This window comes from Streptomyces sp. NPDC006259 (assembly GCF_042870975.1).
In the GTDB taxonomy this organism is placed as follows: domain Bacteria; phylum Actinomycetota; class Actinomycetes; order Streptomycetales; family Streptomycetaceae; genus Streptomyces.
Map to the genome: position 1 here is coordinate 227,106 of NZ_JBIAHY010000009.1, position 11,846 is coordinate 238,951.

Sequence of the window (11,846 nt, forward strand, 5' to 3'; positions counted from 1 at the left end):
CGGGGACGCCCTTGACATCCGTGGCCCGCCACCCTGAGCATGCGGCGGCCGGCGCGCGTACCTACTCTGCGGAGGAGGTCACGGGGATCTCCATGAGGATGGTGCGCCTGGGGTTGGCGGTCTGGGCCGGGAGGTCGACGGAGTGCTCCTGCTGCTCCGGGAGCCGCAGTTCGTCGGCGTCCTTGAGGTGCGCCAGCGTCGTGCGCCGCGGGTTGGCGATCTTGTGGAACATCGTCGTCGTCTTCACTGTGGTGGTGAGCCCTGTCCTGTCCGGGCGCCGGGCGGGCCGAGGGGCCCCCGTAAGCGCGTCTTGTCGGATTTGCCATCTCTGTAAAGCGTCAGGCTAGACACGCCATTCCCGGAGTACGCGTGCGGGTCTCATGATCTACGTGTGAGTTTGCTCACGAATCAGCGCTCAAACCGGTCAATCCAGGCCCCCGAACGACCACTATGAAACGGACATTGCCCACCTGAAGCTCCCATTCCGCTCCTGATCATGGCGACTGGGACACCCCTTGCCACCTGACCATTCGCCCCCTTGCGCCCGCATTGTCACGGAACACTTTCTACGTCCGGTGATGCGCCACTCACCCGCTGTCACGGATGTCACAGCCCGGCCAACAAGCCTTGTTGGAGATCCGGCACTGTGCTGGAATTCCACGGACCGCCGCGGGATCGAGCCGGCGCGCAGGGCGCACAGCAGCGCCGAGCGCCGCTGGAAGGGGGAGCCAGCGCCGGTACTCACGACCAATCGGGGGGCGTAATTCAGGGCGCCCCTCAAGACGCCGACACCGTCCTTCCGTTCACGCGGAGGGACGCCTGGTCCAGAGGTTGCGACGCTAGTGCAGGGACGTTTCAAGAGGGATGGCAGTGCTTCGGCCGAGCCGGAGCCGCACGGCGGGACTGGCTCCACGGCCGGCAGCTCCTCGCCCCCGCACGCCCAGAACCCGGGCCCGGCCCCGTCCGGCGACGGCGGTGAGCGCTCCGGGCGCCCCGGCGCGTCCGCGTCGCCGAGCACCCCGACGGTCAAGCCGCCGGCCGGCACCCCAGGCCCCGGATCGCGTGTGGCGCTGCGCAACTGGCGCATCTCCACGCGTCTCGTCGCGCTGCTGACGCTGCCCGTGGTCGCGGCCACCACGCTGGGCACGATCCGCATCGACCAGTCCATGGACGACATCCAGCAGCTCGACAACATGAAGCTGCTGACGGACATGACCAAGCAGGCGACCGAGCTGGCCATCCGGCTCCAGGACGAGCGCGACAAGTCCGCCGGTCCGCTGGCCCACGGCAAGACCGCGGCCGACTTCACCGTCAAGGGCGCCCGCGAGAAGACCGACCTGAGCCTGGACTCGTTCAAGGACGCCTCCGAGGAGATCGACGCCTCCAGCACGGACGGCAACCTCCAGGGCGTCCGCGACAGCCTCGTGGGTCTCCTCAGCGACCTCGGCAACCTCGCGAAGGTCCGTAAGACGGCCTTCGCGGAGCAGAAGAACTCCACCCAGACGGTGGAGGCCTACCACCGCCTCATCACCCACCTGCTCGACCTGTCGCAGGACATGGCGCAGGCCACCAGCAATCCCGAGATGATCCAGCGCACCCGCGCGCTGGCCGCCTTCTCGGCCGCCAAGGAGTACGCCTCCGTCCAGCGCGCCGTCCTCGCGGCCGCGCTGCCGGTCAACGACGACGTCTACGGCACCATCTCCGAGAACGACCGGCAGTACGCCGAGGCCGCGCTGGAGAACCAGGACTCCGAACTCGCGAGCTTCCGCAGCATCTTCGGCGACGAGGGCGCCGAGGAGCTGCTCCAGCCCATCGAGCAGGGCAGCCCGACCATCGAGGACGCCGACACGTACGCCACGCGTGCGCTCAGCTCCCCGACCGGTCTGAGGTCGCTGGACAAGCGGTCGTACCAGGACTGGTTCGACGCCAGCACGACCAAGATCCGGCAGATGAACAACATCGAGACCACGCTGCTCGAGGACATGGAGCAGAAGGCCCGTGAGCTGCGCGCCGAGTCCGAGCGCGAGGCGATCATCTCCGGTGCGCTGATCCTGCTGGTGCTCGGTGTGTCGCTGGTCGGCGCGTTCGTCGTCGCCCGGTCCATGATCCGCTCGCTGCGCCGGCTCCAGGAGACGGCCACCAAGGTCGCCCAGGACCGGCTGCCCGAGCTGGTCAAGCAGCTGTCCGAGTCCGACCCGCAGGACGTCGACACGTCCGTGGAGTCGGTCGGTGTGCACTCCCGGGACGAGATCGGCCAGGTGGCCGCGGCCTTCGACGACGTGCACCGCGAGGCGGTCCGCCTCGCCGCCGAGCAGGCCCTGCTGCGGGGCAACGTCAACGCGATGTTCACCAACCTCTCGCGCCGCTCCCAGGGCCTCATCCAGCGTCAGCTCTCGCTCATCTCCGAACTGGAGTCCCGCGAGGCCGACCCGGACCAGCTGTCCTCGCTGTTCAAGCTCGACCACCTCGCGACCCGCATGCGCCGTAACGGCGAGAACCTCCTGGTCCTCGCCGGTGAGGAGCCCGGCCGCCGCTGGACCCGTCCGGTGCCGCTGGTCGACGTGCTCCGTGCCGCCGCCTCCGAGGTGGAGCAGTACGAGCGGATCGAGCTGTCCTCCGTGCCTACCACCGAAGTGGCCGGCCGGGTCGTCAACGACCTCGTGCACCTCCTCGCCGAGCTGCTCGAGAACGCGACCTCCTTCTCCTCCCCGCAGACCAAGGTCAAGGTCACCGGTCACGCGCTGCCCGACGGCCGCGTCCTGATCGAGATCCACGACACCGGCATCGGCCTCTCCCCCGAGGACCTGGCCGCGATCAACGAGCGGCTCGCGTCGCCGCCCACCGTGGACGTGTCGGTCTCCCGCCGCATGGGCCTCTTCGTGGTCGGCCGGCTGTCGCAACGGCACGGCATCCGCATCCAGCTCCGCCCCTCCGACTCCGGTGGTACGACCGCGCTGGTCATGCTGCCCGTCGACGTCGCCCAGGGCGGCAAGAAGCCGCAGCCCAAGCCCGGCCAGGGCAGCGTGTCCGGCGGTCCGGCCGCCGCGCAGGCCGCCGCCGGTGTCGCCGCGGCCCGCCGTCAGGGCGGCCAGGGCGGTCCGCTCGGCTCCGGTGCGCAGGGCGGCGGTGCTCTCGGCGCCGGCTCCGGCACGGGTGGCAGGCTCGCCGCCGGCCAGGGTCCCCGGGCCGCGCTGCCCGGCCGTGACGGCGGTGGCCGCCCCGGTGCGCCGCGCGGACCGCAGGGTCCGGCCTCGCCCCCGCAGGGCCGCCCGGCTCCGGCCGGCGCCGGCTTCGGCGGCCAGGCCCCGGGTGCGCCGCAGGGTCTCCAGTCGGCCGGTACCGGTACGCCGGGCCAGGGCCAGGGCCAGGACATGTTCGGCGCCGGGCGTCCGCCCGCGCCGCGCCAGAGCGACAACCGAGGCGACCAAGGTGGTCGCGGCCGTGGCCGTCAGCCGCAGCTGCCGCCGCGCGGCGGCCCGCGTGCCGAGCTGCCGGGCGGCGACCCGCAGCCCCGCGGCACCAGCTGGGGCGACGAGAACGCCCAGCCGCCGGTCGCGCGCACCCCGCTGGACGCCCCGCGCGGCCACGACGAGCCGGATGTCGCGCAGACCTCGCGGATGCCGCGCATCGACGACCGTCAGGGTCCCGGCGGCACCGCCGAGATACCGCGGATCGACGAGCGCCAGGGTCCGGCCGGCCCGGCGGACTTCGCGCGCCCCGGCTCGGGCGGCCCGCAGCACACCGGTCAGTACCAGGACATGAGCCAGTTCTCCGGCCTGAACGGCGCCCAGGACACGGGCCAGTTCCCGGCTCCGGGCGCGGGCGGACGGCAGGACGGCTTCGTCCGCAACGACGTCTTCGGCACCCCAGGCGGGCAGAACGCCCCGACGGGTCCGGGCCGGTACACCGCTCCGCAGGCCTACGACAACGGCTCCACCGGTCAGTTCCCGGCCCCCGGCCACGACGGTTCCGGCACCGGCCAGTACGCGCTGCCCGGCCGCCAGGACCCCTCGTCCACGGGCCAGTTCGACCGCCCCCAGAACACGGGCGGCGGCAACGGCTACGGCTCTCCGCAGCAGCCCGTCCCGCCGCGCCCCGCCGTCCGCTCCGAGCCGGAGGCGCTGCCGCCGGCCGGTCCGGGTGACGGCCGTACCCCGCTGTACGACACCCTGGAGACCAACTGGTTCCACGGACAGCAGGCCGACGGAAACGGCAACGGCTCGGCCCCCACGCCGCAGCCACAGCAGCCGCAGGCTCCGGCTGCCCCCCAACGTCCCGCGGCGACCGGGTCCTCCTGGCGCACCTCGCCCAACGACGAACTCGTCCGTCAGGCCGAGCGCGTCCGGCAGCCCGCCGCGGGCGGCGTCACCACTTCCGGCCTGCCGCGCCGGGTGCCCAGGGCGAACCTCGTCCCGGGCACGGCTCAGCAGCAACAGCACCAAACCGGTCCGCAGGTCTCGCGTGCGCCTGACGACGTACGCGGACGGCTGACCAATCTTCGTCGGGGTATCGCGCAAGGTCGTCAGGTCGGCAACGGCCAGACCGGCAGCTTCCCGAACCCCACTCACCAGCAGGAGCGTTAGTTGAGCCAGATGAGCCAGGCGGCACAGAATCTGAACTGGTTGATCACCAACTTCGTGGACAACACCCCCGGGGTGTCCCACACCGTTGTCGTGTCCGCCGACGGGCTCCTGCTCGCCATGTCCGAGGGCTTCCCCCGCGACCGTGCCGACCAGTTGGCGGCCGTCGCGTCGGGCCTCACCTCGCTGACGGCCGGGGCCTCCCGGATCTTCGAGGGCGGCAGCGTGGCACAGACGGTCGTCGAGATGGAGCGGGGTTTCCTCTTCCTCATGTCCGTCTCGGACGGCTCGTCCCTCGCCGTCCTCGCGCACCCCGAATGTGACATCGGCCTCGTCGGCTACGAGATGGCACTCCTGGTCGACCGCGCGGGCGCGGTACTCACGCCCGACCTGCGCGCCGAACTACAGGGCAGTCTGCTCCACTGACCCGCCCAGGTACCACCCGCCTCACGAAATCACCGTCCGGCCGACACAATCCCCCCACCGGCCTCGACGGACGGCACGACTGACCGAGACTTGCTGTCCCGCCCGGAGGATTCATGACCCCGCCCACCGCCTCTCATGATCCGTACGCGGAGCCGTACGGGGACGAGGGCGACCAGCCGCTGGTGCGTCCGTACGCGATGACCGGCGGCCGGACCCGGCCGCGCTACCAGCTCGCCATCGAGGCGCTGATCAGCACCACGGCCGACCCGGCAGCGCTCATGGGGCTGCTCCCCGAGCACCAGCGCATCTGCCACCTCTGCCGTGAGGTGAAGTCGGTCGCGGAGGTCTCGGCGCTCCTGGCCATGCCGCTGGGCGTGGCCAGGATCCTCGTGGCCGACCTCGCCGAGGCCGGACTGGTGGCCATTCACCAGCCGGGCGGCGACGAGAACAACGGTGGCGCACCTGACGTGACGCTGCTCGAAAGGGTGCTCAGTGGACTTCGCAAGCTCTGACGGGGGGCGGGCCACCACCTCCGCGAAGATCGTGGTGGCGGGCGGCTTCGGCGTGGGCAAGACCACGTTCGTGGGCGCCGTCTCCGAGATCAACCCGCTGCGCACGGAGGCCGTGATGACGTCCGCGAGCGCGGGCATCGACGACCTCACCCACACCGGGGACAAGACCACCACCACGGTGGCCATGGACTTCGGACGTATCACGCTCGACCAGGACCTGATCCTCTACCTGTTCGGTACGCCGGGTCAGGACCGCTTCTGGTTCATGTGGGACGACCTGGTGCGCGGTGCCATCGGCGCCGTGGTGCTGGTGGACACCCGCCGCCTGGCCGACTGCTTCCCGGCGGTGGACTACTTCGAGAACTCGGGTCTGCCGTTCGTCGTCGCCCTCAACGGCTTCGACGGTCAGCAGCCGTACCAGCCGGAGGAGGTCCGCGAGGCGCTCCAGATCGGGCCGGACACCCCGATCATCACGACGGACGCCCGGCATCGTTCGGACGCCAAGTCGGCGCTGATCACGCTGGTGGAGCACGCGCTCATGGCTCGTCTGCGGTGAGCGGGGAACAAATCCATCGTGCCGTACGTCAGTTGCCGTAGACGTACCGGAGCCGGCTGTGGCCTTTGACACGGCCGGCCCCGGTGTTCATAACGTTTCGGCAGAGGAATCGGGTGGTACGGCCACGCGTCGCGGTCGCTTGGTACCGCTGCGCGCATGAAGGCCCCGTCATTTGACGGGGCTCGTTCTTTTTGACCGTTTTATCTGGGGCTTACATCACTTCGAACCGGCACTTCTCCATGTTTGGAACTGCGCTGGTCGTCGTGCTGGAATGCCTGAACTGCCCAATGGTCAATGACGTACTCATGGTCGATGGCTGACCGGGCTCTGAGACACTGCGGCACGACGAAGGTGCCGACCGCCGAGAGGTTGTTGGTCGAGTGAGGCGAAGCAAGAAAAGTCCCGAGCCGGCGGCCCGGGGCAACTTCACCCCGCCGCCGCGCGGAGCGGCGCCCGCCCCTGTGCCCGGTGCGGAGCAGTCGGCCGCACCCGCGAAGAGCGGTGGCCGTCTCTCCCCTCGCAACTGGCGGGTGCCCACCAGGCTGAACGCGATCCTGCTCATACCCGTGCTGGTCGGTCTCGTCATGGGCGGCTTCCAGGTGAAGGGCTCGATCGACACCTGGCAGGAGGCCCGCGACGCCGAGAAGGTCGCGAAGATCGTGGCCGCCGCCGGCGAGTACGCCGAGGCGCTGCTGAACGAGCGCGACGTCTCCGCCGAACCCCTGCTGCAGAACAAGAAGGACAGCGAGGTCGTCAAGGACGCCCGCGCCGTGACCGACCAGAAGGCCGCCGCCTTCCACAGCGAGACGTCCGGCATGCCGGACAAGGAAGGCCTCAAGCGCCGCCTCGGCCTGGTGATCGAGAAGGAGCCGAGCATCACGAAGCTCCGCGCGGCCGCCTACACCAAGGCCCTGGACCCGGTGAAGACCGAAGAGGGCTACGTCGAGATCGAGCACCTGCTCATGGAGTTCTCCAACGAACTCGGCCTCGGCACCGGCAACATCACGGCGTACGGCCGTACCGTCTACGCGATCGCGCTCGCCAAGGGCGCCGAGTCCCTCCAGCGCTCGATCGGCATGCACCTGCTGGTCCGGCCGAGCCCCGACGAGACGGTCTTCCGCCAGCAGCTCACCGCCTTCACCTCGTACGCCTACCTGGAGCGGGTGGCCCTACAGGAGTACGTCTCCGGTGGCACCACGCAGGACGCGGCGCGCCTCACCGAGGTCATGACCCAGAAGACCGAGGAAGGCGCGAAGCAGGCCGCCGAGGCCCAGCAGAAGGCCGAGGCCGCGGACCAGGACTTCGTCGCTCCGCCCGCCATGGACAAGATGATCCAGGCGATCGCCAGCGGGCGGTCGCCCGCCCAGCTCGCCGAGCAGGGCGTCACCGCCCAGGCCTGGATGACGGCCGCGACCCTGAAGTTCCAGGGGTACAGCGAGGTCGAGAGCGAACTCATCGACAAGGCCGTGGGCGAGGCGGGGCAGATCGCCTCCGACGCCCAGCGGGACGCGATCATCAACGGCGCGATCGTCATCATCGCCCTGCTGACCGCGTTCATCATCGCCAGTCTCATGGCCCGCCAGATGAGCCAGTCCATGCGCCAGCTGCGCAACGCCGCCTTCGGCATCGCCGAGCAGCGGCTGCCGATGCTGGTCGACCAGCTCTCGCGGACCGATCCCGGCCGGGTCGACACCAGGGTCACGCCGATCCCCATCAACACCACGGACGAGATCGGCGAGGTCGCCCGCGCCTTCGACCAGGTCCACCGTGAGGCCGTCCGGCTCGCCGCCGAGCAGGCCCTGCTGCGGGGCAACATCAACGCGATCTTCACCAACCTGTCGCGCCGCAACCAGTCCCTGATCGAGGGCCAGCTGACCCTGATCACCGAGCTGGAGAACAACGAGGCCGATCCGGACCAGTTGGAGAACCTCTTCCGCCTGGACCACCTCGCGACCCGTATGCGCCGCAACGGCGAGAACCTCCTGGTCCTCGCCGGCGAGGAGCCGGGCCGCCGCTGGGACCAGCCGGTCCCGCTGGTCGACGTGCTGCGCGCCGCCTCCTCCGAGGTGGAGCAGTACGAGCGCGTCGAGCTGTCGGGCGTACCGGAGGCCGAGATCCACGGCCGTGCCGTGACCGACCTCGTGCACCTGCTGGCCGAGCTGCTGGAGAACGCCACCACGTTCTCCTCCCCGCAGACCAAGGTCCGGGTGACCGCGACCCGTCTCCCCGACGGCCGCGTGATGATCGAGATCCACGACAAGGGCATCGGCCTCACCGCCGAGGACTTCGCGGACATCAACCACAAGCTGGCCAACCCGCCGACCGTGGACGCGGCGATCTCCCAGCGCATGGGCCTGTTCGTGGTCGGGCGGCTGTCCGACCGGCACGGCATCCGGGTCCAGCTGCGCCCCTCGGGCGAGCAGGCCGGCACCACGTCGCTGGTCATGCTGCCCGACGCCATCACCCACGGTGGCGGTGGCGAGCACCAGCCCGAGCGCGACGACTTCACCGTCTCCCAGATCATCCCGGAGCAGCGGTTCCAGGGTGAGGACTTCAACCACCAGCCGTTGCGCACGGCGGCCGAGCTGGGCTTCGACGACAGCCAGTACACGGAGGTCCCCGACGACCTGCGTGACCTGGACCCGGTCGGCCGCTCCCTGATGCGGGACGAGCGCCGGGCGGCCCTGGAGTCCCCCGCGCCCGACCGGCCGGGTCGGCAGCAGTCCGCCGAGACGCCCGCGTACGGCGACGGCTTCGACCAGTCGCAGCAGCAGGCCGCGTTCGACGCCTCCCCCAACGGCTTCGCCTCGCCGCAGAACGGCTACGACGGCGGCGCGACCGGGTACGCCGAGCAGCCGAGGGCGTACGACCACCCGCAGACGTCGTACGAGGGACAGCAGCACACGGCGTACGAGGACCCGTACCGCGCCGCCAACGGCGGTGGGCCGCAGGGCGAGGCCTTCCCGGCGAACGGCACGGGGGCGCAGAACGGCGCCTTCGGGCAGCACGGCGGCTACCCCGACAACGCGTATGCGGAAGCTCCGCAGGAGGAGCGGGCGGCGGAACCGCAGGCCGCGCCGGAGGGCTTCCAGCCGTACGAGGAGCAGCCCTACCAGGACGACTGGCCGCAGCAGAACAGCTACCAGAACGGTTATCCGGACCAGTACGCTGCGCAAGCGGAATCCGCGCAGGCCACTGACACCGGTGAGCAGGACAGCGTAGGCTTCGACCGTCCGGGACCGGCCCCCTCCGCGGCCCACGCGTTGACCGACGCGGGACTGCCCCGTCGCGGATCCCACGCGGCGAGCGGTTCGAACGGATCCCGGCCCGCGCCCCAGGAAGCGCCGGCTCCCGCTTCGGACGGCCCCGCCGACTGGCGTTCGGCGAACGACGATCGCTGGCAGCAGGCCGCCCAGCTCAAGAAGCCGAAGGCGGGCGGGGTCACCTCCTCCGGTCTGCCGCGACGGGTGCCGAAGGCCAACCTGATCGAGGGCGCCGCCGAGAGCACCCCCCAGGGAGGCCCCCAGGTCTCCCGCGCCCCGGAGGACGTCCGAGGCAGGTTGAGCAACCTGCGTCGAGGCGTGCAGCGGGGACGCAACGCAGGAAGTGAACCGAACGGTCAGGCCAGGAATCAGCACAGTGGGCCTGACAGCACCTACGACCAGGAGCGTTAGTGTGAGCCCGATGAGCCAGGCGGCACAGAACCTGAACTGGTTGATCACCAACTTCGTGGACAACACCCCGGGGGTGTCCCACACGGTGGTGGTCTCCGCCGACGGACTCCTTCTGGCGATGTCCGAAGGCTTCCCCCGCGACCGTGCCGACCAGCTCGCGGCCGTCGCCTCCGGTCTGACGTCGCTGACGGCAGGCGCCTCCCGGATCTTCGAGGGCGGCAGCGTGAACCAGACGGTTGTGGAGATGGAGCGAGGATTCCTGTTCCTCATGTCCATCTCGGACGGTTCGTCGCTCGCGGTCCTCGCCCATCCCGAGGCGGACATCGGCCTTATCGGGTACGAGATGGCCCTCCTGGTGGACCGAGCAGGTACGGTCCTGACGCCCGATCTTCGCGCGGAGCTCCAAGGGAGCCTTCTCAACTAACAGATGGACGGTGCGTTTTGGCGTCCCGAGGCCGTAGGGTTTCGGGACGCGGCCTCCACGTGATGGATGCCAGGCACAGTCGGAGGAGGAGAGAGAGTGGCAACACCCCCAGCCGGTTCGCATTCGGGTAACTGGTCGTACGGCCCTGCCCAGGGCCAGGGCGACGGTTCTCAGAACCCGAACCGTTACGACTTCCCCTCCGCTCCGAGCCAGCGTCAGCCGTACGCACCCCAGGACCCGCAGGGCCCCGGGCAGTCGCCGTACGACCAGCCGCACCAGCCGCGCATCCAGCCCGTGCAGCCGCATCGCCGCACCCCCGAGCCGTCGCCCGCCGGGGCGTCGCACAACCCCTTGGTGCGTCCGTACGCCATGACCGGCGGCCGGACCCGCCCGCGGTACCAGCTCGCCATCGAGGCGCTGGTGCACACCACCGCGGCTCCGCACCAGATGCAGGGGCAACTGCCCGAGCATCAGCGGATCTGCAACCTCTGCCGGGAGATCAAGTCGGTGGCCGAGATCTCGGCCCTCCTGACGATCCCTCTCGGCGTGGCCAGGATCCTCGTCGCCGACTTGGCGGAGGCGGGACTGGTCGCCATCCATCAGCCCGGCGGCGACGAGAACGCCGGCGGCCAGCCAGACGTGACACTGCTCGAAAGGGTGCTCAGTGGACTTCGCAAGCTCTAGCGGCGGTCCTTCCCGCTCCACCACCTCAGCGAAGATCGTGGTGGCGGGTGGCTTCGGCGTGGGCAAGACCACGTTCGTCGGGGCCGTCTCGGAGATCAACCCGCTGCGTACCGAGGCCGTCATGACGTCTGCTTCGGCGGGCATCGACGACCTCACCCACACCGGAGACAAGACGACCACGACGGTCGCCATGGACTTCGGCCGTATCACGTTGGACCAGGACCTGATCCTGTACCTCTTCGGTACACCCGGCCAGGACCGCTTCTGGTTCATGTGGGACGACCTGGTGCGCGGCGCCATCGGCGCGATCGTCCTGGTGGACACCCGCCGACTCGCCGACTGCTTCCCCGCGGTCGACTACTTCGAGAACTCGGGTCTCCCCTTCGTGATCGCCCTCAACGGCTTCGACGGCAACCAGCCGTACCAGCCGGACGAGGTGCGCGAGGCCCTCCAGATCGGCCCCGACACCCCGATCATCACGACGGACGCCCGCCACCGCGCGGACGCCAAGTCGGCGCTGATCACGCTGGTGGAGCACGCGCTCATGGCGCGCCTGCGGTAGGACCTGACGTGAAACGGCCCCTGTGCCCCTCCTCGAGGGAGGCGCAGGGGCCTTTTCACGCCACCGGGGCGGCGCGGCCCGCGGGTCGGTCAGCTCCCCCTCGCCCCCCGGGGTCCGCGGGCGGTCCGTACGTGCGAAGGCCCCGGCCGCCCAGGGGGCGTCGGGGCCTTCTTCGTGCTCGTGGCGGCTCGGGCGGTCAGCGCCAGCTGTGCGGGGCGCGGAAGCCGCCCTCGCGCTCCAGCCGGCGCCAGCCGGCCTTGGGGCGGCCTCGGTGGACCGGGGCGGGCTCGGGGGAACGGGCGGCGCGGGCCAGCAGGATCGCCGTGAGGGCGGCGACTTCCTCGGGCTCGGCGTGGCCCTTCTCGACGCGGATGTCAGGCGTGGTCATGGGTGTCAGTCTCCGTGAGAGAGGTTTCCGCAAGGGTGGC

General features: G+C 70.5%; 10 protein-coding genes. 8 read left to right on the forward strand and 2 right to left on the reverse strand.

The genetic code is table 11. The features are described 5' to 3' along the window. Positions 1–61: 61 nt before the first annotated feature. Complete coding sequence (locus ACFYO5_RS32610) at positions 62–247, reverse strand: hypothetical protein (protein WP_356562054.1); 186 nt, start codon at positions 245–247, stop codon at positions 62–64. 595 nt (positions 248–842) lie between these two features. Between ACFYO5_RS32610 and ACFYO5_RS32615 the strand changes: the two genes are divergently transcribed. From ACFYO5_RS32615 to ACFYO5_RS32650, 8 genes are all read left to right on the forward strand, one after another. Next, positions 843–4,583: a nitrate- and nitrite sensing domain-containing protein gene (locus tag ACFYO5_RS32615; RefSeq protein WP_388715763.1), complete on the forward strand. Its 3,741-nt coding sequence runs from the start codon at positions 843–845 to the stop codon at positions 4,581–4,583. 9 nt (positions 4,584–4,592) lie between these two features. After that, positions 4,593–5,006 carry a roadblock/LC7 domain-containing protein gene (locus ACFYO5_RS32620; RefSeq protein ID WP_003993189.1) on the forward strand — a complete coding sequence of 138 codons (414 nt, stop codon included), beginning with the start codon at positions 4,593–4,595 and terminating at the stop codon, positions 5,004–5,006. 113 nt (positions 5,007–5,119) lie between these two features. Beyond that, a complete protein-coding gene (locus ACFYO5_RS32625; RefSeq protein WP_019058642.1) occupies positions 5,120–5,518 on the forward strand; it encodes a DUF742 domain-containing protein in 399 nt (132 codons plus the stop codon). Then, on the forward strand, positions 5,499–6,074 hold the full coding sequence (locus ACFYO5_RS32630; protein WP_030793795.1) for an ATP/GTP-binding protein: 576 nt from the start codon (positions 5,499–5,501) through the stop codon (positions 6,072–6,074). The genes ACFYO5_RS32625 and ACFYO5_RS32630 overlap by 20 nt, the downstream gene beginning before the upstream one ends. A gap of 380 nt (positions 6,075–6,454) precedes the next feature. Next, entirely contained in the window at positions 6,455–9,748 is a 3,294-nt protein-coding gene (locus ACFYO5_RS32635; protein WP_388715765.1) for a nitrate- and nitrite sensing domain-containing protein, read from the forward strand. 10 nt (positions 9,749–9,758) lie between these two features. Further along, positions 9,759–10,172: a roadblock/LC7 domain-containing protein gene (locus ACFYO5_RS32640; protein WP_030948713.1), complete on the forward strand. Its 414-nt coding sequence runs from the start codon at positions 9,759–9,761 to the stop codon at positions 10,170–10,172. 96 nt (positions 10,173–10,268) lie between these two features. Further along, complete coding sequence (locus ACFYO5_RS32645; protein ID WP_356562060.1) at positions 10,269–10,856, forward strand: DUF742 domain-containing protein; 588 nt, start codon at positions 10,269–10,271, stop codon at positions 10,854–10,856. Further along, entirely contained in the window at positions 10,837–11,418 is a 582-nt protein-coding gene (locus ACFYO5_RS32650) for an ATP/GTP-binding protein (protein ID WP_071369867.1), read from the forward strand. Before ACFYO5_RS32645 ends, ACFYO5_RS32650 begins: the two co-directional genes overlap by 20 nt. 196 nt (positions 11,419–11,614) lie before the next feature. Here ACFYO5_RS32650 and ACFYO5_RS32655 read toward each other — a convergent pair whose 3' ends face one another. After that, entirely contained in the window at positions 11,615–11,806 is a 192-nt protein-coding gene (locus tag ACFYO5_RS32655) for an acyl-CoA carboxylase subunit epsilon (RefSeq protein ID WP_356562062.1), read from the reverse strand. Positions 11,807–11,846 lie beyond the last annotated feature (40 nt).

What these genes read in the sequence shown, in the direction of transcription:
- ACFYO5_RS32620 (WP_003993189.1), top strand. Translation starts at nt 4,593, where the DNA reads ATGAGCCAGGCGGCACAGAATCTGAACTGGTTGATCACCAACTTCGTG.
- ACFYO5_RS32625 (WP_019058642.1), top strand. Translation starts at nt 5,120, where the DNA reads ATGACCCCGCCCACCGCCTCTCATGATCCGTACGCGGAGCCGTACGGG.
- ACFYO5_RS32640 (WP_030948713.1), top strand. Translation starts at nt 9,759, where the DNA reads ATGAGCCAGGCGGCACAGAACCTGAACTGGTTGATCACCAACTTCGTG.
- ACFYO5_RS32655 (WP_356562062.1), bottom strand. Translation starts at nt 11,806, where the DNA reads ATGACCACGCCTGACATCCGCGTCGAGAAGGGCCACGCCGAGCCCGAG.